At 59.1% G+C, this 23,115-nt stretch carries 20 protein-coding genes and 3 pseudogenes; 12 read left to right on the top strand and 11 right to left on the bottom strand.

Going from position 1 to position 23,115, the window contains the following annotated elements; translation table 11 throughout:
• Window positions 1-154 precede the first annotated feature (154 nt).
• The gene (locus ACRQ1B_RS17610) at window positions 155-412 is read right to left on the bottom strand and encodes a DUF6894 family protein (protein WP_432295128.1); all 258 of its coding nucleotides are present in this window, start codon (window positions 410-412) and stop codon (window positions 155-157) included.
• Window positions 413-544: 132 nt separating this feature from the next.
• Here ACRQ1B_RS17610 and ACRQ1B_RS17605 point away from each other — a divergent pair, with 132 nt between their 5' ends.
• Both ACRQ1B_RS17605 and ACRQ1B_RS17600 read left to right on the top strand, forming a co-directional pair.
• Window positions 545-1,522: a L,D-transpeptidase family protein gene (locus tag ACRQ1B_RS17605; protein WP_432295127.1), complete on the top strand. Its 978-nt coding sequence runs from the start codon at window positions 545-547 to the stop codon at window positions 1,520-1,522.
• Between the two features lie 87 nt (window positions 1,523-1,609).
• Window positions 1,610-2,245 carry a glutathione S-transferase family protein gene (locus ACRQ1B_RS17600; protein ID WP_432295126.1) on the top strand — a complete coding sequence of 212 codons (636 nt, stop codon included), beginning with the start codon at window positions 1,610-1,612 and terminating at the stop codon, window positions 2,243-2,245.
• Between the two features lie 312 nt (window positions 2,246-2,557).
• Here the strand turns inward: ACRQ1B_RS17600 and ACRQ1B_RS17595 are convergent.
• Both ACRQ1B_RS17595 and ACRQ1B_RS17590 read right to left on the bottom strand, forming a co-directional pair.
• A pseudogene (locus ACRQ1B_RS17595) lies at window positions 2,558-2,962 on the bottom strand (response regulator); the annotation flags it as partial.
• Between the two features lie 172 nt (window positions 2,963-3,134).
• Window positions 3,135-3,638 carry an SDR family NAD(P)-dependent oxidoreductase gene (locus tag ACRQ1B_RS17590; RefSeq protein ID WP_432295125.1) on the bottom strand — a complete coding sequence of 168 codons (504 nt, stop codon included), beginning with the start codon at window positions 3,636-3,638 and terminating at the stop codon, window positions 3,135-3,137.
• Here ACRQ1B_RS17590 and ACRQ1B_RS17585 point away from each other — a divergent pair.
• The 4 genes and pseudogenes from ACRQ1B_RS17585 (at window position 3,622) to ACRQ1B_RS17570 (ending at window position 5,906) form a co-directional block, all read left to right on the top strand.
• Window positions 3,622-3,837 (top strand): LysR substrate-binding domain-containing protein, encoded by a 216-nt coding sequence (locus ACRQ1B_RS17585; RefSeq protein WP_432295124.1) that lies wholly within the window; start codon window positions 3,622-3,624, stop codon window positions 3,835-3,837. The genes ACRQ1B_RS17590 and ACRQ1B_RS17585 overlap by 17 nt on opposite strands.
• A 60-nt stretch (window positions 3,838-3,897) precedes the next feature.
• Window positions 3,898-4,941: an SDR family oxidoreductase gene (locus tag ACRQ1B_RS17580; protein ID WP_432295123.1), complete on the top strand. Its 1,044-nt coding sequence runs from the start codon at window positions 3,898-3,900 to the stop codon at window positions 4,939-4,941.
• 235 nt (window positions 4,942-5,176) lie between these two features.
• Window positions 5,177-5,475 (top strand): annotated as a pseudogene (locus ACRQ1B_RS17575) (hypothetical protein).
• Complete coding sequence (locus tag ACRQ1B_RS17570) at window positions 5,475-5,906, top strand: type II toxin-antitoxin system VapC family toxin (protein ID WP_432295122.1); 432 nt, start codon at window positions 5,475-5,477, stop codon at window positions 5,904-5,906. Before ACRQ1B_RS17575 ends, ACRQ1B_RS17570 begins: the two are co-directional and overlap by 1 nt.
• A 156-nt stretch (window positions 5,907-6,062) precedes the next feature.
• Here the strand turns inward: ACRQ1B_RS17570 and ACRQ1B_RS17565 are convergent, their stop codons facing one another.
• The gene (locus ACRQ1B_RS17565) at window positions 6,063-9,149 is read right to left on the bottom strand and encodes a GAF domain-containing protein (RefSeq protein ID WP_432295121.1); all 3,087 of its coding nucleotides are present in this window, start codon (window positions 9,147-9,149) and stop codon (window positions 6,063-6,065) included.
• A gap of 778 nt (window positions 9,150-9,927) precedes the next feature.
• Entirely contained in the window at window positions 9,928-10,056 is a 129-nt protein-coding gene (locus tag ACRQ1B_RS17560; protein ID WP_432295303.1) for an entericidin domain-containing protein, read from the bottom strand.
• A 517-nt stretch (window positions 10,057-10,573) separates the two neighbouring features.
• On the opposite strand from ACRQ1B_RS17560, the gene amyA reads away from it, so the two are divergent.
• From amyA to ACRQ1B_RS17530, 6 genes and pseudogenes are all read left to right on the top strand, one after another.
• Entirely contained in the window at window positions 10,574-12,058 is a 1,485-nt protein-coding gene (gene amyA / locus ACRQ1B_RS17555; protein WP_432295119.1) for an alpha-amylase, read from the top strand.
• 114 nt (window positions 12,059-12,172) lie between these two features.
• A complete protein-coding gene (malQ, locus tag ACRQ1B_RS17550; RefSeq protein ID WP_432295118.1) occupies window positions 12,173-14,431 on the top strand; it encodes a 4-alpha-glucanotransferase in 2,259 nt (752 codons plus the stop codon).
• Between the two features lie 195 nt (window positions 14,432-14,626).
• Window positions 14,627-15,319, top strand: coding sequence for an SDR family oxidoreductase (locus ACRQ1B_RS17545; protein ID WP_432295302.1), 693 nt, complete (start codon window positions 14,627-14,629; stop codon window positions 15,317-15,319).
• A gap of 19 nt (window positions 15,320-15,338) precedes the next feature.
• Entirely contained in the window at window positions 15,339-15,638 is a 300-nt protein-coding gene (locus ACRQ1B_RS17540; protein WP_432295117.1) for a hypothetical protein, read from the top strand.
• A 259-nt stretch (window positions 15,639-15,897) separates the two neighbouring features.
• Window positions 15,898-16,113, top strand: coding sequence for a type II toxin-antitoxin system prevent-host-death family antitoxin (locus ACRQ1B_RS17535; protein ID WP_432295301.1), 216 nt, complete (start codon window positions 15,898-15,900; stop codon window positions 16,111-16,113).
• Window positions 16,088-16,523 (top strand): annotated as a pseudogene (locus ACRQ1B_RS17530) (hypothetical protein). Before ACRQ1B_RS17535 ends, ACRQ1B_RS17530 begins: the two are co-directional and overlap by 26 nt.
• A gap of 253 nt (window positions 16,524-16,776) precedes the next feature.
• On the opposite strand, the gene ACRQ1B_RS17525 reads toward ACRQ1B_RS17530, so the two are convergent.
• The 6 genes from ACRQ1B_RS17525 to ACRQ1B_RS17500 form a co-directional block, all read right to left on the bottom strand.
• A complete protein-coding gene (locus ACRQ1B_RS17525; RefSeq protein WP_432295116.1) occupies window positions 16,777-17,400 on the bottom strand; it encodes a DUF1684 domain-containing protein in 624 nt (207 codons plus the stop codon).
• A 61-nt stretch (window positions 17,401-17,461) separates the two neighbouring features.
• Window positions 17,462-18,964 (bottom strand): HAL/PAL/TAL family ammonia-lyase, encoded by a 1,503-nt coding sequence (locus ACRQ1B_RS17520; protein WP_432295115.1) that lies wholly within the window; start codon window positions 18,962-18,964, stop codon window positions 17,462-17,464.
• A complete protein-coding gene (locus ACRQ1B_RS17515; protein ID WP_432295114.1) occupies window positions 18,961-19,962 on the bottom strand; it encodes an ornithine cyclodeaminase family protein in 1,002 nt (333 codons plus the stop codon). Before ACRQ1B_RS17515 ends, ACRQ1B_RS17520 begins: the two co-directional genes overlap by 4 nt.
• A 12-nt stretch (window positions 19,963-19,974) precedes the next feature.
• Entirely contained in the window at window positions 19,975-21,291 is a 1,317-nt protein-coding gene (locus ACRQ1B_RS17510) for an LLM class flavin-dependent oxidoreductase (protein ID WP_432295113.1), read from the bottom strand.
• Entirely contained in the window at window positions 21,288-22,370 is a 1,083-nt protein-coding gene (locus ACRQ1B_RS17505; RefSeq protein ID WP_432295111.1) for an LLM class flavin-dependent oxidoreductase, read from the bottom strand. The genes ACRQ1B_RS17510 and ACRQ1B_RS17505 overlap by 4 nt, the downstream gene beginning before the upstream one ends.
• Window positions 22,370-23,113 carry a DUF427 domain-containing protein gene (locus ACRQ1B_RS17500; protein ID WP_432295110.1) on the bottom strand — a complete coding sequence of 248 codons (744 nt, stop codon included), beginning with the start codon at window positions 23,111-23,113 and terminating at the stop codon, window positions 22,370-22,372. Before ACRQ1B_RS17500 ends, ACRQ1B_RS17505 begins: the two co-directional genes overlap by 1 nt.
• Window positions 23,114-23,115: the final 2 nt, after the last annotated feature.

Raw genomic sequence — 23,115 nt, 5'->3', positions numbered from 1 at the left:
GCGCTGCGCACGCGTCCTTCTCGGCAGCCCGCATTGTCCGGAAGGTGCGGTAGCGTCTTTCCCTCTGATCGCTTCATTTGCGAGCATCGCTGCGTTGCCAGTCGGTGCTTGGGTGCTTGGGCTCGTTGACATGCTCGAGCCCCACACGCACCGCTCAGGAATCCTGGCCGATGTCATGATCAAGTTTAAGGACTGAACGTAATGGGAGAGTGTGGACCACGGTACCGTCTGCCAATGTCACCTCAAACGCATCGCCATCCACCCATTCGCCTTGACGAACCTTCGCAGCCAGAAGCTCCTGGGCTGCAAGCCGTGCTTCGTCCAGCGCTGCTTCATCCGAGGGCAGTTCTGTTCCCTCGGGATCCTTTTCCAGAATGCCGTTGATCCGATAGTTGAAAAAGTATCTCGGCATGGCAGCTCCTTTTGATGTCACACCATAATTCCGAGGCACTCGCATAGGTTCCTTTGCCTTAAGACCATTGCAGATTATCCGCGAAATAACATGATCGGCGGAACCGCATCGCGGCCAAGGAATTGATCATCCATGAAAAATCTGTTTGTCCTCACCCTCACCCTGACTGCTGCTCTTTCCAGCGCTGCCGCCGCACAGACGCTATCGGTCGAAACGATCAATGCTACGCCCATTGTCGGAATACCTGCTGACAGGCCTGCTCAGCCGCCGGAACTGCCAGACCCGGCCATGATCCGCCTGCAGGTGCTTCTTGATCGAGCCGGAGCATCCCCTGGCGTGATTGATGGCAAGTATGGTGCGAATGTCAGCAAGGCGATTGCCGCATTAGAAGCCATGAGCGGCCTGCCGATCGATGGCAAGTTGGATGATGGCGTCTTCGGTCAGCTGGAGGACGGTAGCCCGGTTGTCGGACATTACCAGATCTCAAACGAAGATACGCAAGGCCTAGTGGATGCCATCCCTAAGGACTATGCGGATCAGGCATCCATGGAGCACCTGGGCTTCACGAGTGTTGCCGAGCGTTTATCGGAGCGGTTTCACATGGATCCCAGATTGTTGAAGACCCTGAACCCGACAGCCAGCTTCGTCGCAGGTGAAACCGTCGTCGTCACGGCACCCGAAAAGCCAAAGACAGGCATCGTCACGCGCATCGAGGCACACCGACGCACCGGCCAAGTGGTGGCCTACGCGGAGGACGGAAAAATCCTGACGATCTATCCGGCGACCATCGGTAGCGACGATAATCCCACACCGTCCGGGTCCCACAAGGTCGAAGGCGTCGCACGCATGCCGGATTACACGTACAACCCGAATATCAACTTCCAACAGGGCGGCAACAAAAAGGTTTTGAAGCTCCCAAGCGGTCCGAACAATCCCGTTGGGACCGTCTGGATCGATCTTTCCGAGCCCACTTACGGAATTCATGGCACCCCGGAGCCGACGCTTATCGACAAGGCTGGATCACACGGATGTATTCGGCTGACGAACTGGGATGTGGAGGAACTGGCAGCCATGGTGAAGCCGGGTGTGATGGTTGATATCGTTGAATAACCTTCGACATCACGGCCAGCCCTCGACCACCGGACATTGGATGAGCGCGCAATAGTGTCGAGGTATGAGACCTCGTGGGGAGTGACAATGTTTATCCTGCACCATCTCAATAACAGCCGTTCGCAGCGTATCATCTGGATGCTGGAGGAACTGGGATTTCCCTATGAGATCCGCTTTTACAAACGCGGTCCCGAAACCATGCTCGCTCCACCAGAATTGCGGTCGGTCCATCCTCTCGGGAAGGCGCCGATACTGGAAGACCGGGATTCAACCCCGCCTGTCACTCTGGTGGAAACCGGGGCAATTTGCGAATATCTGGTGGAGAAGGCCGGTGGCCGGCTCGGACCTCCCGATCAGGCCGGTGGATTGCTTCGTTATCGACAGTTTCTCCATTATGCCGAGGGTTCGGTTATGCCGATGATGCTTGCAAAACTCGTCGTCAGCCGTGTGCCGCTACTGGGAAAAAAGGGTGCCAAACGCATTCAGCCGATGATCGATCGCCATCTTGATTACATCGAGCAGGAACTGAGCGATCGGCCCTGGTTTGCAGGAGACGTTATCACAGCCGCCGACATCATGATGAGCTTTCCGCTTGAAGTGGCGAAGGGTCGCGCCGGGCTTGACGCAACGAGGCCCGCGACGATGGCATGGCTCGACAGGATCCATTCTCGTCCGGCCTACCGTATGGCGCTCACGAAAGGCGGCGACTATGCTTACGCCTGATTGATAAGGGCCTATCGCGTGGTACTACCAGCGTGCCCGCCACGTAGCGCCTCAACCAAGGTTGACTGTTCAGTACCCGGACTGGGGCTTTCCTCAGGACCCAGAGACGATGACCGCCTTTCATCATACTGTCGCCGCCTCGCCCACGCCGCCCAGGGAGCGGATGTTGAGCCCGTCGTTACGGCCTTTGACAGCTGCAATCTCGAAATAGCCGCAGCAACACAAATCGGCGCTATCACCCTGTCGGCTACGAAGCGATGAAGAATAGACGGAGGCCGGAAAAACGCCGGCCTCCCTGCGTAAGATGGCCGGTCAGGCTGAAAACTCGACCAGACCTCGCGGTGCCTCAATCTGATTTCCACCTGCCCGGCGGTGGGCAGCATATTGAATGGCCGCAACCAGGCCCAAATCGAGAACCGGCTTCTGGATCACTCCGAGCGTTCCCGGGACACCACCGCGCAGCGCACCTGGATCGCTGGTCATGAACAGGACTGCCACGTCTGCTTCCGCGAGCGTGCGCCCAACGATCGGGCCAGTTGGACCGTCTTCAAGGTTGACATCTACCAGCGCCATGTCGACATTTCCTGCCATCATGAACGCTTGATACATGTTCTTTGCGATCCCGACCGCGTTGTGCCCCAACTCCTCAATCGCGTCTTGAAGGTTGAGCGCGATCAGTGGTTGGTCCTCAACGATGAGTACATTGTAGGACATTGTTGTTCTCCGTGTTGCCTACAGACATAGGATCAACCCGCAAGCATCACGTGTGTTCCAAAGCCGGCACCTCCCCATCGCGTCTTATTCTGGAGCGTTGCGAACTTATGGCATCCCCATAGACATCTTGAATGCGAAACTGCCACGCGGTCTTGAGCTAACTGGTGCATCCTGATCAGAAAGTTGCGCTAGCAACACGGTAAACAAGCGCCGTGCTTCCTTCAGCTTGCGGGCGTCTGCGGCGCTGCTCGGGCCATCCTATCGGCTGCTTTACGATGCACCGGTCCATGTCACGCGGGCGGAAGGTGTCTGGCTGTATGGCCCGGATGGCGAAGCCTATCTTGATGCCTATAACAACCCAGCCCGGATGCACTGACAGCACGGTCAGCCCCTTGTCGCGGTTTTCGGCGTAAATGCCGCACGCCAACATGTTCAATGCAGCTTTGCTTGCCCGATAGAGTTCCAGGTCGCCTTCGACATTGATGGAAATGCTGCCGCGGTGTGACGACATGAATGCCAATGTGCCACCCGGCATGACGAGCCTTTCCAGCAAACGACGGGCCAACCGCATCGGGCCGAATGTATTGGTGAGCATGATCTGCGCAAACTCGGCGTCCGTCGCTTCGAGGACACTCTGGTGCGATGCGCCCCAGATGCCCGCTTTGAGCGGCATCGGCATCGGCTTTGCGATCGAGGACACCGTGACACCTCATATCGCAGCCGGCCAATTGATTCCGCTGCTGACACTATGGTCGGCGCCCTTTCCGGGCCTGTTCATCTGCTATCCGCAGCAGCGTCAGATGGCGCCGGCACTGCGCGCCTTTATCGACGCGCTTCGGGCTGGATCTTCGGACATGGAACGCCAGCCACCTGCCTGATCAGCAACCGCCGCGAATGCCGAACAATCGGAACAAACCTCCACTGACGCGCTTTCTCCGATGCCCCGCAAACATTCCGTCGAAGAAAGGACATGCCTTATGACTACGGCTCCAGTACTGTTGATGGGTGGCTCTGGTTCGATTGGCAGACGAACCGCGGATGCTCTGCGCACCGCTCACAGTGAGCTTCCGTTACTGATCGGTGACCGTGATCTTGGCAAGGCCCGCAAGGCGGCAGATGAGATCGGAAACGCGGAAGGTGTCTGCCTCGATTCCGAAGCCCTGGATTTAGGTCTTGGAGATCGACCGGTTCGCGCTGTGGCCGTCTTCTATTCGGACGAACGGCTTGCGAGCCTCCGTTATGCGCACGCCCGCAACATACCGCATCTCGGCATATCGTCGGGTGTATTCGAGATCGCGCCCGAAGTCGCTGTCTACATGCACAGGCCCGAAGCATCGGCAATTGTGGCGGGTTACGAATGGCTTGTGGGTGCCACGACTGTCGCGACCTTGGAATGCGCCAAGGCATTTTCACGAATTGACACTATCGTCATCGGCGCACTCGTTGACGAAGAGGATGGCGGGGGGCCTGCCGTCGCGGAAGATCTCGAGCGCCTGAACAAGATGTTGCCATCCGCACTGTCCCGTCGCGACGGTGCCTGGATTTGGCGCAGCCCGGACGAAGCCAGAACCAGCTTTCGGGCGATCGACGGAACAGTGATCGAGGCGTCAGGATTCTCCTCGATCGATGTTGCCGGTCTGGCCGCGGAAACCGGTGCGAAAAACGTGGATTTCAATATCGCCACAGCGGTCAGTTCATCGCGCCGCCGCGGCGAAGCGAAATCGACGGAAATCATCCTCGAGTTAACAGGAGAAAGCCACGACGGACAAAGGCTGCAGAGCCGTCATGCGGTATTTCATCCTGGTGGTGCCGCAGCACTGACGACGCTTGGAACAAGCATGATCATCGAACGGCTTGCGGGTCTTGACGGATCACCTACGCCACCCGGACTGTGTTTTCCGTATCAGGTTCTCGACCGTTCTGCTTATTTAGCTCGGCTCAGAGAACAAGGTGGTAGTCTGGTCGCACTTGAGGTTGGGTGAGAGTTCGGGGCGAGTTTGTAAGTCGATGAAATCGGAGCTGGCGCTTGGTCGCTCCAGCGCATGACTTCTTCTCGCTCGGGCAGAAGCGCTACTTAAAGGTCTTGATGATATTGCGACCGCTGACCCACGATTGTCATGTATGCGGCTCATCAGCCAGGCCCAACCGTCCTCTCTCCAGACGACTTGCAGAGACCATTGCGTCCGGCTATATTACTGGAAATATCCAGAGGATGCGATGGGCAGCTCTCAGACACGCGCAATTCAGAATTACAGAGCCGCTTGGGCGATCGCGGCCTTGCTCGTTTTGAGGTCCTCGGGCGCGACAGTGATCGCGGTTTAATTAGATCACTCGCTCGCAGATTGGCAGAAGACGGCCCAGAAGCAGCCAATCTACGTGCCGTTGTCAGCGAAACGCTTGCCGGAGAGCCGCCTAAAAAAGGTGGCATTCTAGCGGCTCTGCGTCGATCACCGATGGTTGGAGCCGATCTCGACACAGCCCGTTCACGCGAAGAAGGTCGCGCGATAGATCTGTGATGCGCTATTTGCTCGACACCAACATTCTTAGCAATATCACCAAACCAGAGCCTTCTACGTCACTAATGGCATGGATGGCCGAGCAAGCCGACGAAGATCTATTCATCGCTTCGCTTACTGTCGCCGAGATACACCGAGGAATACTGGAGAAGCCGGCGGGAAAGAAGCGAGCCGCCCTCGAGGCCTGGTTTGTCGGCAATGAAGGGCCGCAATCGCTTTTTGCTGGTCGCGTGCTTCCATTCGACGAAAAGGCAGCTCTGATCTGGGGCGAGCTAATGGCACACGGAGAGGCGACGGGCCGCCCCCGGAGTGCCTTGGACACAATCGTTGCTGCCATTGCGCAATCCAATAGCTGCATCGTTGTCACCGATAATGAGCGAGATTTTCAGGGGATCGACATTATCAATCCCCTCCGTGCGACTGCAATCTGAGTCAATTGCCAAAGTTTAGCTCTTGAGCGGATGCGAACCCGCGACCCGTCGTTCAGGTGACTCGCTGTCAGCCTGACATCGCAGCGACTGTCATAAATACCGCTATGGCGGTGACGTCTTGGAGCCCAGACGCCCCAGCACTTTGTCGGACGGAGGTTAGATTGTGGTCGCCAGTTGCGCGAGGCTTGCAGCCAGTTCGTCTATGCGGAAAGGTTTCGTCAAGCGCGGAATGTCAGGATCGACGCCCTCGCTCTCGGCATAGCCAGAAACCAGAAGAACGGGTGTGTCAGGCTTTGCACTCCTTACTTCTCGAGCCAGATCGGTCCCGCTGATGCCAGGCATCAGATGGTCTGTCACGAGAAGATCGAAGTGCTCCCCGGACTTGATCAGACGGAGAGCTTCCTCGCCGGAAGCGACCTCGATGACTGCGTAGCCCAAATCGCCCAGCATATCTGCCGTGCTCATCCGAACCAGATCCTCGTCGTCGACAAGGAGTGCGGTCCCACAAGTCGATGGCACCTCAAGCAAATCGGCAGCTGTGTCGGCGGTTTCCAGAGCCGAAGCACTCAGTGGCAACCACAGTTCAACATTGGTTCCCAGTCCAAGGCGACTCTGGATGGTGAGCGCGCCGCCAAGCTGTGATGCAAGTCCATGAACCATCGAGAGACCAAGGCCCGTACCCTTCCCCACGCCCTTGGTCGAGAAAAACGGCTCAATTGCGCGAGCAAGCGTCGCCTTGTCCATGCCTGCTCCGGTATCTGCGACGGACAAGCAGATATACTCACCGGCCGACAGCTTTGTGCGATGATCCGTGGGGACACTTTCCATTGTGGTGGAAATTCGAAGCGTACCGCCGCATTCCGCCATTGCGTCGCGTGCATTTACCGCAAGATTCAAGAGCGCCATCTCGAGTTGATTCGGATCAGCCTTCGCAGGCGGAAGGTCCTCCGGCACTTCAACCACGACCCTAATCTGCGGACCTGTAGTGCTAGCGATGAGTTCACCCATTCCGGCGACGAGCTGAGCGACATCGACTGGTACCGACTGAAGCGGCTGACGGCGTGCGAAAGCGAGCAGTCGTTGAACCAAGGTCTTCGCGCGTTCGGCCGACTGCACTGCCCCCGCTATCAAACGCCGCTCTCGCTCACTCCCCACCCCTCTGCGCTGGAGCAGATCAAGGGTGCCAACTATAGGCGTAAGCAGATTGTTGAAGTCGTGCGCGACGCCGCCCGTCAACAACCCCATCGCCTCCATCTTCTGCGATTGTCGGAGGGCGTCTTGTGCGGCCTCTAGCTCGGCTTGGCGTGTTTTCTCGTCGGTAACGTCGCGCGTTATAGAATAAAGCTTGCCGCTTTCCGGCACGGCGACCCACGATAGCCAGCGCCATCCGCCATCCCGGGTCCGGTAGCGGTTTTCAAAGCGCGTGACCGAAACGCCGTTCCGCACAAGCTCAAAGGCGTGTGCGCTTGCCTCTGCATCCTCGGGGTGAGCAAATTGCGCAAATGGCCGACCCAAGACCTGGTCCGCCGTCCAACCGAGCGCCGCCGTCCAAGCGGGATTGACCGTGTCGAATGTTTCGTTGGCCAGGTCAATCACCGAGAGCAAGTCTAGGCTATGACGCCAGATCTGGTCGCGCTCTGCGCTGGTTTCGGCGACCCGCCGCTCCAACGTGTCGTTCAGCTCACGTAAGCGATCTTCGGCGTGGGCGCGCTCGGTTGCTGCTCTGACGCGCTCGGCGACTTCGCGAAAGAGGCCTTCCTCCGACGTTGTCCATGCACGAGACGTGTTGCTCTGCATCGCCAACAAGCTGACCCAATGCTCATCCTCGAACAGGACAACATCAAGGTAGGCGCCAACCTGCCTTGCCTGGAGCCCGGCCCGCGCGTCTTGGTTGAATCTCATATCTGTCTGAACATCGTCGACCTTGACGACCGGACATTCATGATAGGCGCGCAACAGTTCCGGTCCGAACGCCGCAAGATCGTGTTCGCCTACAATCGAATCGACACCGCGCGTATAGTCGCGCTCAATTTTCATGACGCTGCCAAAATACTCCGCATAGAACACGCGGCTGAGGTTAAACCGCTCACCGAGTCGCTCAGCCGCGACCGCGGCGATTTCCTTCGGCGTCTTGAGCAGCCGCATGTCGTCTGAGAGAGACAACAGGAATGCCTGCCGCGCTTCACTCTCGCGCAGGGCTTCCTCGGCATGTCCGCGCTCGATCGCAATCGCGAGCTGAGAGGCGATCGCGCTCAGCGCGTCGAGTTCTCCTGCCGAAAAAGCTTTACCGAGACGACCGAACGAGACAGTGCCAAGCAAGTCACCCCCGGCGAGCAGCGGCGCGCTAAAATAGGTATCGAGGCCCAACCGCCTAAGGAATACTGCATGCGCCACATGGGATGTCTGGATTTCTGTGACGTGCATCGCTGCCCGACTTGCCGCGACGATCCCGCAAACAGTTTGACCAAATTCAATCCGGGCAGCAGCTTGCTCCTGCTCCGGCGTCAGCCCTACTGCTGTGACTAGTTTGAGCGCACCGTCGCCGCACTGGTAGTGAAATGCTACGTCGAGACCAAATTCGTCTGCAACAAGCGAGAATAAGGCTCGCACAGCCTTAACCTGCTCATCCGCCCCAAGTAGGATCGTTGAAGCCTTAGCAACAAGAGAAAGGCGACGTGCATGCTTCTCGGCACGCGCTCGTTCGGCCCGCGCGGCGCTTTCCGATCGCCTGAGTTCGAGCCGCGCCATTGTTTGTTTGGCAAGCACCTCGAGCGCTCGCTTCTGCCGCTCGCTTATACCCTGCGGCCTGCTCTTCCGATCCAGGACGCAAACCGTGCCGAGCGGTATGCCGTCAGGCGTCTCCAGAACGGCGCCTGCGTAAAAGCGCAGACCTTCGGCGACATGGATCAGCGGATTTCCTCTAAAGCGATCATCTTGGGTAAGATCCGGCACAACAAGAACGCCCGGCTGCATGATTGCGTGCCGGCAGATGGACACATCGAGCGGGAGGCTGTCCGTGCCGATGCCAACCTCCGCCTTGAACCATTGGCGATCGGCGGCGATGAAATTGACCACGGCAATGGGTGCTTCAAGGATGTCCGCAGCCAACTCGGCCACATCGTCGAAGGCCTCTTCCCGGCCGCTATCGAGTATCGTGTAGCGCTCGATCGCGGCAAGACGATCGGACTCATTCCAAAGCGGCGCTACAGGTTTTTGATCCACGGCGGACGTCAACTCGAGCATAGTAAGAAGCTCTCCAGTATTATCATTCTGGAATGCGCTTCCGGTTAATGCTGAAGCAGACGGCAGAACGCATTTCAATTGTCGATAGCCGAAAGGCGTATTCGCAGCTATAATGTAGATGCTAGGGTGATTTTTACCAGAGGCGACAACGGCGATTACAGTCAGGTACTTTATCACTTTTGCGCTTGGGAGCGCTCACTTTCGTCCGCATTTCTTCGCCGCCAAGCGATGCCCGAATTGAGGACCTGCGCGCCGATGAATTCTCAGGATCCCAAATGCAGAAAAACCACTCTTCGGAGTGGCCTTGAATCTTCGCAGTATCAGTTAGAGTCAGACGCGGGGGTCTGAACGGTAGCGACCACTTTCCGCTGCGATTTGATCAGCCGTGCAGGGATCCGCGGCATCGTCAAAACGCGACCAACCTTCAGTGGTGTATCGTCGATACGCAACAGTTAGGCTGCGAGGCTGAAGACAGTGATGTCGCCTTAAGCCCTTGAACCAATGCAACAGCCTTCCGGATGTTCCTAGATTACGCCGGCCAGGATCAAACAAATGAATATCAGAGCGGAAAGCGCTGCGTTCAGGCCGAGATAATATGCAAGATCATGGGTGTTGTGCGGTGTGCGGTTCATGACTGTTTCCTCCTTCACCACAACCGGCATGATCTGTAGATGTTCCTGCATTGTTTCACGCAGAAGGGGAAAGTTTTGACATCCTCGATAATCGAGGCCGGTGCGATCTCTCGTCCGGCCTCTGGATGTCAAGTTACGTCTGACGGTTAATATCGCGCCGCCCGATCTACACGCTTGCCAGCGTTCTGGGTGGCATCGACGGTGTTTGCCGTGTCCTGCCCCATGCCGCGGATGGTGTTGCCACAGGACGCCAATGCGGCGGCAACGAATGTCATGGCGAGCAAGGTCGTTACGGTCTTTTTCATGAGATGTCCTCTCTCCGTTTGTCTACACGCGTCACATAGGTCAGATTTTCGTAGGGGCCATCCGCGCTTGCGCAGATCGCACGCAAACCGCGGCGCCTAACGGACCAAAGGATGCCTTCGGGCGAGCTACCGCGCTCTTGAACAACAGACCTTCCACATGCACGCTACGAACTTCCTAATTGTGATCAAGCATAGTGGATCTCCCCTCTCGGTGCAGAACAATGAGCCTGTGTTGGGTAGATCAATAGACTGATTAATTACGGTTTTTTCGATGCGGTTGGGGTCAACGGTCGGCGCACATGGCGGGATCAAACATAGGGCCGAAACACATCGGCGAATATTCCGCTGACGGACCCAAGCCAATGCTGGCTGACCACTAAGTCTGCGTGACAGGTGCGAGGCTGAAAAAAAGCAATTCTGTCGACTGCTATCGCGAAACCAAACGTCGTTACGGTCGTTTAGTGGCGCCATATCAACGAGGTTCCCGATGTCTCAACGTACTTTGTTTCAATTCTTCCACTGGTATACGCAAGACGGAGGCGGGTTGTGGAAGGAGGTGGCGGAAAAGGCGGAAAGCCTGGCGGCCATGGGTATCACGGATGTCTGGTTGCCTCCGTCCTACAAAGGGGCCGCCGGTGGGTTTTCCGTTGGATACGACACCTACGATCTGTTTGACCTCGGCGAATTCGAACAGAGGGGCTCCGTCGCGACAAAGTATGGTGACAAGGCCGCGCTCGAACATGCCTGCCGAGTGCTGAATGAGAACGGGATCGGCACAATCCACGATGTGGTATTCAATCACAAGATGGGGGCGGACGAAAAAGAAACGGTCCACGTTCGCCGGGTCAATGCCGACGACCGAAACCAGATCGAAGACGAGGCATTCGAGGCTCTCGCCTATACCCGCTTTACCTTCCCCGGTCGTGGCGGCACGCACTCGAAATTCATCTGGGACCAGAAATGCTTCAGCGGTGTCGACGTCATCGAGAACCCCGACGAAAACGGCGTGTTCAGGCTGGTCAACGAATATGGCGAAGGCGAATGGAACGAGGAGGTCGATGACGAACTCGGCAATTTCGATTACCTCATGGGCGCCGATGTCGAGTTTCGTAACAGGGCTGTCTACGAGGAGCTGAAATACTGGGGCCGCTGGCTCTCGGAACAGGTCCGCGTTGATGGTTTCCGCCTTGACGCCGCCAAGCACATACCTGCCTGGTTTTTACGCGACTGGGTCGAGCATATGCGCCAGTCGGTGAAGGAAGATCTCTTCGTCGTCGCAGAATACTGGCACCCCGACATGGGAACGCTGAAGAGCTATCTCGATCTGGTCGACCATCAGCTGACGGTGTTTGATGTAGCGCTCCATCATCGCTTCCATGAGGCGTCGAAAGCTGGCGGCGATTTCGACATGCGGACAATCTTCGACGGCTCGCTTGTTTCGGTACATCCCGACCATGCCGTGACGATCGTCGACAATCACGACACGCAGCCGCTTCAATCACTCGAAGCAGCCGTCGATCCCTGGTTCAAGCCACTTGCCTATGCGCTGATCCTTTTGCGCGAACAGGGCGTCCCATGTGTTTTCTACCCCGACCTCTATGGCGCAAGCTACACGGACGACAAGGACGGTGAACATCGCTCGGTGGATATGCCGACCATCGGATGCCTGCCGGCGCTCATCGACGCCAGGAAGCGCTTCGCCAACGGGCCGCAGACCGATCTATTCGACGATCCGCATTGCGTCGGCTTCATTCGCCACGGCACCAAGGACGCGCCCGGCTGCGTGGTCGTGATGTCGAATGGCGAAGGCGGCGAGAAACTTGCGGATCTTGGCAAGGAGCACGTCGGCAAGACATATGTCGATGTTCTTGGCCATCATCAGGCTCAGGTCATGGTCGGTGACAATGGCAAGGCGACGTTCCCGACAAATGGCGGCAGCGTCAGTGTCTGGGTTCAGAACGATGCGCTGTAACGGGCCGGGGCGGAAAAGGCGGGGCGGACCGACACCTTGGTCCGTTTCACCGTTCGCACAGGAAACGAAAGGCTCGGACGACCGTTAGGATGACGAAACGATTGGGCCATCGCCATGACGCAGACGGACAAAGTGCCAGACCCATCCTCGCCGGTTCTTGACCGGGCCGTCTTGGACCAACTGGCCGACGAGCACGGGATAGATCCGCTGCGCCCCTTGCCAGATGGTTCGGAGGTGAAAATCTCGCAGGAGACCGTGGCGAAACTTCTGCGTGCCTTGAATGTGGACATGTCCGCCGAGATCACATCAAAGCCGGAAGCTGAAGACGGGCGACCATCAGCCCGGCAGACGGCGAGCACGTGCTTCGTTCCGGACTTCCTGTCCAGCGAGCGTGTGTGGGGCGTAAGTCTCCAGCTTTATGAGCTGCGGTCGGAGAGGAACTGGGGTATCGGCGACTTCGAAGACCTGCGGGTCATGATCGACCTGGTGGCATCGCTCGGCGGTGACTTTATCGGGTTGAACCCGCTGCACGCACCTTTTCTTGCCGATGCAGGACGTTGCAGTCCGTACGAGCCTTCCAGCCGGCTGTTTCTCAACCCACTTTACATTGCGGTCGACAGGCTGCCGTTCTTCCAGCCGGATGCGGACCAGCATCAGGCGGTTGCTTCCCTGCGCGACACCGATCTGGTCGCATACGAGGCCGTTGCATCCGCAAAGCTTGCGGCCTTGCGTTCAATATGGATGCGCTCAGCGTGCGAAGACAGCGGCGATATGCATCTGGCCGAATTCCGATCCTTCATTGATGACGGTGGCGAGCCTCTTCGACGTCATGCACTATTCGAAGCCTTGTCGGCGCATATGGTGGATAGCGGGTATTCGGCAGGCTGGCATACATGGCCGAAAGCATTTCAGGATCCGATCTCTCCGGAAACCGTTTCCTTCGCTTCAAAGCATGACGACGAGGTTCGATTTCATCTGTGGCTGCAATGGATCACCCATCGCCAGCTTCAGGAGGCAGCCAACCACGCGCGCGCCGCCGGTTTACGGATCGGGCTTTATCTCGATCTCGCTGTTGGCGAGGCGCTCGACGGATCGGCCACATGGAGTGAGCGCGATATCTACCTTACGGATGCGACGATTGGCAGCCCGCCTGATCCGTTTGCTCCGAATGGGCAGGATTGGCATCTCGCGGGCTTTCAGCCGGGGCTAATCGCATCTGGCGAAAATCCGCCGTTTCAGCGGATGGTCACAGCAGCGATGCAATATGCAGGCGCAATCCGGATCGACCATGCGGCGGCGTTGCGCCGGCTGTTCCTCGTCCCTGTCGAAAGGACGCCATCCGACGGTGCCTATGTCCGCTATCCGCGAGAGGACTTGATGGGCGTTCTCGCAGATACGTCTAAAAAATATCGCTGTCTTGTCATCGGCGAAGATCTGGGATTGCTGCCCGATGGTCTCCAGGACGATCTGGCGGCAGCGAAAATTCTGTCCTATCGCATTCTTTCTTACGAGCACGATGACAACGGTTTCAAATCCGCCACCGACTATCCAGCTCTCGCACTCGCCTGTATCTCGACCCATGACCACCAGACGCTGGCGGGGTGGTGGCGCGGTGCCGATATTGCCCTGCGGGCCGAGCATGGCATCGTCTCGCCGGACCTGACAGGACAGCATGAGGCTGCGCGCAGGCAGGAGCGGCAGCAACTGGTTCAGGCGATCGGCGCTACGGACGCCGGCAATCTGGCCACGGCCCCTGAAGACCCGGCCCAGCACGACCTGACTATCCGGGCGCATCGTTTCGTGGCCGGGACACCGAGCATGCTGGTGGCTGTTCGTCTTGCGGACCTGACCGACGAGAAACAGCCGACGAACGTGCCGGGCACAAGCAATAGCTATCCCAACTGGCAGCCGAAACTCTCGGTGGCGATCGAGAAGCTCTCCGATCTGCCTCTGGTGGCTGCGATCGCTGACGCAGTGAATGAAGGGCGGCGGTCGAGCCCATCCGACCGGAGACAGGGTCTCGACAGCCCAGGAAATCGATACACTCCAGACATGCTCGAAACCTCCGATAACGGAGGCGAAGAAGCGCGCGAGACGGATGCCGGGAAGCTTGATGCGATTGTCGAGAAATATGCCGACAAGATACCGCGGCCCATCGGGCGCTTGATCCGTTGGATGCGAAAGCCGGATTTGCGATGGGTCCGCCTGATCGCGGGCATCCTGTTCGTCTTGTTAGGCTTGGTCGGTTTTTTGCCGATCCTCGGCTTTTGGATGGTGCCGTTCGGTTTGATCATCCTTGCGCAGGACAGCAAATGGCTGCAGCGTCCCACGTTGAAGGCCATCACCTGGCTCGAAAGGAAGTTCGGGTGCTAGAAAGTGAGCGTTACGGCGTATCTGTCGAGCACCAAGCAACCATGTCGGTATCAGGCTTCAATCCAAATCGGCGCGTCATCGGTAAACAACAGGGTGCCTGAAAACGCATGGTTCAGACAGCCTCATCTGTTCGATGAGCCAAAAGTGGATGTAGGAGCCGGCAACGTCGTGAAGCCAAGTGAACCCACAATTCTTATGTCCTCCCTCCGTGCCGGCTATCGTGCCCTGGTAATCGGCACGAGCGGCGGTATTGGGACTGCTTTCACCGAAATCCTGCGGCAGGACCCGTCCTGTGGCGAAATCGTGCCGCTTTCCCGAAGCCGCGATGGTCTCGACATCATCGACGAGGAGAGCATCGCGTTTCATGCGCGGCGTCTTGAGGAAAAACCGATCCACCTTCTGCTATGCGCGACCGGGATACTGACGGTTGACGGTAGTGCCCCTGAAAAGGCTTTGAAGCAGATAAATCCGGATATCATGCTCGCGCAGTTCCGCGTGAATGCCATCGGGCCTGCACTGGTCGCAAAGCATTTCCTGCCTCTCCTGCAGCGCGGCAACCGCTCGATTGCAGCCTTTCTTTCCGCCAGAGTTGGGTCGATCGGGGACAACCGCCTTGGCGGCTGGATATCATACCGGGCGTCGAAGGCCGCACTCAATCAAATAGTCAGAACTGCGTCTATTGAGTTGCGTAGGACGAACCCCGGCGCTGTCCTGGCAGCCGTTCATCCGGGAACGGTGGAAACTTCCCTTTCAGCGCCTTATTCTAAGGGCCACAAAACTGTTTCGCCCGAACTTGCCGCGACGAACATTCTGCAGACGTTAAACGACCTTCCAGCCGAGCGCAGCGGCGGCTTCGTCGCATACGACGGTCGAGACATTGTCTGGTAGCCAGACAAGACGTGTCGGCTTGATTTCTGCTGCCCTGCGCAAGATCGTCGGGGGCGTGCAGGACATCAGCCGCAATGTCAGCGCCATCGCAGAATGGTCGCGAGAGCAGGCAATCGGGCTCAACGAGGTAAATAACGCAGTGAACTCGATCGATCAGGGCACGCAGCAGAATGCCGCAATGGTAGAGCAATCGACGGCTGCCAGCCGCAGCCTTGCGAAGGACGCGCAATCGCTGACGGCTCTCTTGTCTTTCTTTGCCCTCGATACAGCATGTGTCCTTCCAGGAGCTTCTGATCGTCCTGTGCGACGGGCAGCGTAATGCCGACGCAAAGTTCCTGCCACAATGGGGGCCGGAACTGACGGTCTCCGGTATTCTAACAGGGATATGCCGGCTTTACCGCCGATATTCGGGCGATGGGCGGCTGTTCGCCTGGGAACAGCAGATTAACACACTCTACCGCCAGTCGCCGGCGCACAATATTTTGAAATCTGGAGAATCCTGATATTCTGGATATTCAGTTCGGAGATTGTCTATGCGCCATTATACGACGGGTGATCTTAATAAGTAGGTCGGCGATATCACAGATGCGGCAAGCCGCGAGCCGGTGGTTCTAGCCAAACACAGAAAACCCCGCTTCGTGTTGATGAGCTATGAGCATTATGAGCGAATGCGCACCGGAAGCGACCCCCGCATTCCACATCGTGCATCAGACATGCCAGATGATCATAGAGAGATGTCTGGCGCCGAAATAGATCGATTGGCGCGTGGTGAGGGCTACGGAGACGAGCCGTGAGTTCCTTCCCGGCCAGATAATCAGTTATCCATCTTTGGAACTGGCAGGATGAGCGTGGCGAGACCGAAGGACGAAAGTCCCGCCCGACCTGCGTCGTCGTTGCCGTTCGAAGTGCCAAGTAAGGCCCTACTCACCAGGCTCTTCTCGTAGTGACAACGCAACCGCCACAGACGGACCGCGCCGCCCTGGAAACTCCTGATACGGAGGCACGTCAAGCCGGCCTGGGCGATCTGAAGCGCTGTTGGGTTATGGTAGATGAATACAATTACGATGTGGCTGAGCGTACTCGGTATATCGAGCCAGAATAAAGGGTTTTCGGCCGTTTCAGCAAAGCGTTCATGATAAAGATTGCGGCCGCGTTCGGCGAAGCTTCCAGAAATTCAGGCCGCCGGACAAACCGCATGGACTGATCTGCTCGAATGGAGCCTTGCGAGGAGACTACTCGCCACTTTGTCCGTTAATAGGTGAGAGGATTTCTTGCGACAATAACAGCGATTTCGCTCTGGTTAGCGCTTGATGGGAGTCGCCCTTCCGTTACCCACGACAGGCAAAGCTAAGGCCAATTCCGCTCTTTCGGGAGCCGACATGCACCGGCGCCAAATCGAGGGTATCATAATCATCAATTACATTGGTCACGCCCTTTAATCCGGCAAGGCGCCCAGATTACCGTAGCTTGGGTAGATGCCGTTCCCCGGCGCGCACTTCTCTAGTCAGCCGATTACCCGAAGGCGCTAATGGGCACACATATCGTGAAGAGTAGGCGCAGGACGGAAAGTAGGAGAAATTGAAATCCAGCGTCAGCGATCCGTCGGGCTGGATGTTTCCAAGATCCGCCCCCTTTATCGTATCGAGAAGATATCGGCCCCCACCATAAGTCTCTGTCCCCGAGGTAGCATCGGTAAAGGGTAAGAAAACGCCACCGCCGTACCCCTCGATCCAGTAGAGGGTCAGCTCGCCTCCCAAACGCCCCTCAAGCCCCTCAGTGCGGGCGAACGCTCTCATGGACACCTCGCCATCCGCACCGGTTGCGATGGTGAGACGTTCGGGCTTCACTGAAGCCAGCCGTGTCGTAATTCGAAATGCAGGATCATACGCAAACATTGGCGGTTCTGCATAGTTCTCGCGATCCTCCAGTTCGATAGGTGATTGAGGATGGGTGCGAAACAGCTTAGCGCGCGTGTCGCACCAGATCCGCCACGCCTCGCGGGCGTCCGCATGGGCACGCACTTCATGATAAAGGTCGGTTATCTTCTGGCGCCATTGCCACAATTGCTCAACTTCGCCCATGCTACTTTCTTCCTTCAAAGATTGGCTTTACGGTCAGCGTCAGCAGCCGTCTCAACGATGTTCAACGGTAATTGCCGGACGCCCCCGACGAACCGCTACTCAGTAGATGATTTGCGAGGGCCGAGACATCCTCACCGAGCGAGCGATCTTCCTGCAAGGCAGGCACAGTGCTTCGGATCATCTCATAGGTTCTGCGCGTGCCCGCCCCGCAGCGGTGCCCCTTCCGCAGATCAACGGCCTGAGCCGCCGCCACCATTTCGCAGGCGATCAGCAGCCGCCAGGAGGTCAGCATCTCGCCGAGCTTGCGGACGGTGAGAAGTGATTGTGTCGCGTGATCCTCGACGCCTTCGGAGACGGCGAGAAAATCCAGCATGACCGGGTTTGCCTTGTGACGGATCGAAGCCATCAAGGCCGTTACCGTCTTCTGCATCGGCACGAAGCCGGCAGAAGGTCCGCCGGCTGGCGAAAGATAACGCGGCAGACCATTACGACCGGAACCGGTCAGCTGGATGAACCGCGCGGCGGATGCCGACGCCGCTTGCGCTACCGCCAGTCCGAGGGTCTCGAAGGCAAGCGAAAGCTCCGGCGTGTGGAAGTTGCCCGTCGAGAGCACGCGGCCCTCGTCAATGATCACCAGCGGATTGTCCGCCGCAGAGTTGAGCTCGAGTTCGACCGCTTGCTCGGCCCGTCCGAGCGTGTCGGCAAGCGCCCCGTGGATCGGTGCGATGCAGCGCAGGCTCAACGGGTCCTGGATCGATGCGCCGCCATCGAAGAGCGACGAACCGCGCAGAGCCTCTTCCAGCGCGCGGGCCTCGTCGATCTGGCCGGGTGCCGGCCGCGCCGTCTGGATGGCCGGAGCGAGGATTGCCGGATTGCCTGCCAGACCTTCGAAGCTGAGCGCTGCCGCTCCCCTCTGCCACCCAAGGAGACGCCGTAGGTCGTGCAGGACCAGAGCGCCTTCGCCCACCGATACCGCCGAGGCGTTGAGAAGGGCAATTCCGTCCTTCGGCTGGAGTGTTGCAGGGGCCAAGCCTGCACGGCCCAGTGCCTCGGAGGCAGCAACGATATCGCCCCGATATTCCGCCTCCCCCTCTCCAACCAGCGCGCGGGCCAGGGCCGACAGGAGAACGAGGTCGCCGGCCCCGATCGATCCGACCGAGCGCATCACCGGGTGCACGCCGGCATTCAGCAGAGCGACCAGTGCCTCGAACACGCCGGGCGATATGCCCGATCCGCCGACGGCCAGCATGGCAAGGCGTGTCGCGACGACCGCGCGGGTCTCGTCGCGGGAAAGCGGTTCCCCGACCGCCATGCCCCTGCCCCGGATCAGTTGGAGCTGGAAGGCGGCGAAATCCTCGGTGACGGCAGTCTTCAGGTTGGCACCCAGGCCGGTGTTCATGCCGTAGATCGGCTGGCCGGAGGCGGCCGCGCTTTCGAGAACGAGCCGCGCCTCCACGAGCCGGGCAATCACCCGCTCGTCGGCAGAGACCTGCGCATGCTGCCTGGCGATGGCGGCGATATCCGCAATCGAGACACCGGATCCCGCCAGCCGGATGGTCGTCATGCGAAACGCAGTCTCTGACCGATATTGGCGCCCTTGGCCTTTTCCAGAAGTGCCGAGCCGAGCGCGATGTCGCTCAGCGACAGTCCGCGATGCCACAGAAGAATGGTCTCGTCGTCGCTCTGGCGACCGGGTTTCAGGCCGGCGACGATCTGGCCGAGTTCCGCATGAAGGGTCTGCTCGGACAGCTTTCCGGCCTCCACATGGGCGCGCAGCGAACCCAGCTTGCCGCCCTTGCACTGCCCCCAGTCGTCCACCACCAGCTTGTCCATGATGTCGGTCAACGACATCTCGACCGCGCTCATCGTGCCATATGGCACGACGAAGGCACCCTTCTTGATCCACTCCGTCTTCAGCATCGGCTCCGGCGCATCGAGCCGCGATGCCTCGACGACGATGTCGGCACCTTCGACGCAATCCTTCCAGTTATCGGTCACCGTGATCTTCTTGCCGAGGTCCTTCTCAAGCTTGGCACCAAAGGCATCCCGGCTCTCCGAGCGGCGCGAATGAACGCGGATCTCGTCGAAGTCGAAGAAGTGGTCGAGCAGGCGCACGTTCCAGTAGGCGGTGCCCCGTGCGCCGATATGGCCGAGCACTTTCGAGCCCTTGCGGGCGAGATGTTTTGCGCCCATCGCGGTGACCGCACCGGTGCGCATGTCGGTGATGACGGTGGCATCCAGAATGGCCTTCGGCACGCCGGTGCGCGGATCGAAGAGGTTGAGCACCCCGAACTCCGACGGATAGCCGAGCTTGTAGTTGTCCACGTAGTCTCCGACGATCTTGATTCCCGCGAAGCCCAGAGGCGCCACATAGCCGCGCAGCACGTTGAAATGACCGCGGAAGCTTGCATCGGGTTCGAGATGCACGCGCGGCTCGATCACCGTCTCGCCTTTGCCCTGAGCGCCCAGCGACGTCTCGATCGCCTTCAGGATCTCGTCGTTTCTGAGATCGAGCGCGTCGATATCGAAGGCATTCAGATAATCGATGTAAATCGGATCCATTCTTGTCTCACTTCATCGGTTGGCGGTCGGTGCGACGCCGAGATTTTCCCTGAGCGTGCGGCCTTCGTATTCGGTTCGGAAAAGCCCACGGCGTCTGAGTTCCGGCACGACCAGCGTGACGAAGTCCTCGAGGCCGGACGGAAAGAGCGGCGCCATGACGTTGAAACCGTCGGCCGCGCCGTCGAGGAAGCGTTCTTCCATGGCGTCGGCGATCTGGCTCGGCGTGCCGGCCACCTGCCAATGTCCTCGTGCGCCGGCGAAATGCCGCGCCAGCTCACGGATCGACAGACCTTCGCGTTTGCCGAGGTCGACGATCAGCTGCTGCCGGCTTTGGATCAGGTTGGTCGGAGGCATTTCCGGCAATGGACCGTCGAGCGGATAGGCCGAAAGATCCTGAATGCTCAGATAGCTTGCCAGAAGTGCCACGCCGACCGCATCGGGGATGAGTTCCTGCAGGGCGCGGTACTTGGCCTTGGCCTCTTCCTCTGTCGCGCCGACGATCGGCGAAATTCCGGGCATGACCTTGAGGTCATCGGGGCCGCGACCGTATTTTCTAAGCCTCGTCTTTACGTCACCGTAATAGGCCTGGGCCTCCGCCTTGGTCTGCGAAGCGGCAAAGACGACATCGGCGGTGCGCGCGGCCAGCTCCTTGCCGACGTCCGATGCACCGGCCTGGACCATGATCGGCCGCCCCTGCGGTGAAGGCCGGCTTTCCAGAATGCCGTCGACCGCAAAATGCTTGCCATGTCGATGCACCGGATGGAGCTTCAAGCGATCGGCGAAGGTCTCAGCCCCGGCCGGAAGATAGGCATTCTCCCCCACGCCGTCCCACAGGGCCAGCGCCGCATCGGCAAATTCCTCGGCGCGTTCGTAGCGCTCGGAATGCGGACGAAGGCCGCTCGATGCGAAATTCTCCGCCTCCAGTTCGCTTGCCGAAGTGACGAGGTTCCAGCCGGCCCGGCCGCCGCTCAGGCTGTCCAGCGCCGCAAAGCTGCGGGCAAGGCCATAGGGTTCGGTGTAGCTGGTCGATGCGGTGGCCACGAGCCCGACATGGGATGTGTTGACGGCAATCGCCGCAAGCAGGCTCAGCGGCTCGAAGGCCGTCGATCGGGCGGCTTGGCTCGCCAGATCCGGATTGCGCTCGCGAATGGCCGCCGCATCCTCGATGAAGATCATGTCGAACTTGCCACGTTCGGCGATCCGGGCGAGCTCTATGAAATGGTCGATATCGCTGCCCGCCTGCGCATGCGCGTCCGGGTGACGCCAGGCGGCGATATGGTGGCCACCCGCCATCAGAAAGGCACCGAGCTTCATGTGACGTTGGCTCATCGGGACACCTCCGGGTGGCGGGACGCCGGATGCACGGGCCGGCGAAGGCCGAGCCGGTCGCGCAGAGTTCCTGCAAACTTTGCATCGACCACGCCGCGTCGCCGGAGTTCGGGCACGACTTCCGCAAGAAAGCGCTGCCCCATCTCGAGTGTCGGCGGCAGGATCGTGAACCCGTCGAGCGATGCAGCGGAGGAAAGCTCCTGCAATCGATCCGCGACGACCGAGGCCGTTCCAACGATCGGCAGGGCGGAAAGCGGTTGTGCCGCCCCGCTCTGTTCAGTCAACTTCAACGTCGCACTCGCTTCATTGGCCGCGTTCTTGCTTGTCGCGACGACCGGCACGAGATTGGCAAGCAGCTTGATCTCGCCTTTCCCCTTGCCCGCAGCCTCGATCTCCCTTGTCGCTTTTCTTGCGATCTCGATCAGACCCTCTGGGGATTTCGCGTGCAGAAGGAAAAGCTCGCCGGTCTGAACCGCGAGCGGGCCGTCGCCCTCGCTCACAATTTGCGCCAGAACCGGCCGTCCCTGGGGCGAGCGGTTGACGTTGAGCGGGCCTCGCACGGACAGATGAGCGCCCTTGTGATGTACGACATGCATCTTTCCCGGATCGAAGAAACGGCCCGAAGCCTTGTCGTAAAGAAAGGCATCGTCCTCGAAACTGTCCCAGAGCGCCGTGACGACATCCAGGTACTCGTGTTCGCGAGCCGGATCCGTGCCGCCGTTCAGGGCCAGCCATCCGGAGCGCCCCTCGCTGATCAGGTCCAGCGATGCAAAACGGCGGGCGAGATTGTAGGGCTCGTGCTGGGCGGTGGACGCGGCGGCCAGGATGCCGATACCGCCGGCTCTGGTGACAAGCGCCGATGCGAGCAGGGTCGGCTCGAAGGGTACCGCAACCGGGGAAAGATTGTCGGTCGGGCGGATACCCAGCCGGTCGTTGAGCAGGACAAAATCGAAGCCTGCGGCCTCGGCAACCGAGACCTGCTCCAGCAACGCGTCGAAACCGAGAAGGCTTCCGTCCTGTGCCTGCCGCCAGGCATCCGGATGATGGCCGAAGGGCGTGAGCGAATAGCCGAGCAGCATCAGGACGCGGCCTCGATACTGACGCGGACTTCATCGGCCATTTCATCGTAGAAGGAGATCAGCCCGCCAACCTTGATGCTCTCGTCGAGCGGCTCCGGGTATGTCCATACGATGTTGTCGTGCCGTTTTCCTTCGAGCTCAAAATGGAAATAGGAGGCAGTGCCCTTGTAGGGGCAGTAGGTCGTCAGCTCGCTCCCGACGAGCCGACCGGCGATGATGTCCTCGCCAGGGAAATAGTAACGGGGCATGAGGCCGGTCTCGAACAGGAAGACGGCGCGGGTACTGCGCGCGACGAGCTGCCCATCGACGAAGACCTCGACCAGACGCGAACTGCGGATCGTATCGATGCGCTTGTAGACGTTGCGGGCGTGCCGGAAGATTTCCTCGTCTTCCTCGAACCAGCGCACGGCCGACCATTCCACCGTGACGAAATCGGCAAGTTCCTTGCACCCGATGGCGGAGCCATCGAAGGACCATGCCTTGGACGTCCCGACACCTGCGAGATCGAACAGCTGCTTCTCGCCAAGAAGCGGTGAGGCCTCGCTTCTGCCAGCAGGTGACAGGACACCGGCGACGAAATCCTGCTTCGGCAGGAAATAGACCGGGTGCCCGCCGTGTTCGTAGATCACGAGCGCCCCGGTCGTATCTGCGATCACTCTCTCGCCTACCTTGAGCCGGATGCGCCGGCGAGTGGGCTCGATCAGCACCGCAGGCACTTCGGAAGAACGATAGGAAAGAGACATCG

Source organism: Endobacterium panacihumi (assembly GCF_050847465.1).
Lineage (GTDB): Bacteria > Pseudomonadota > Alphaproteobacteria > Rhizobiales > Rhizobiaceae > Neorhizobium > Neorhizobium panacihumi.
The sequence above is the reverse complement of the archived record's forward strand: the minus strand, read 5'-3'. Positions and strand labels throughout refer to the sequence as shown.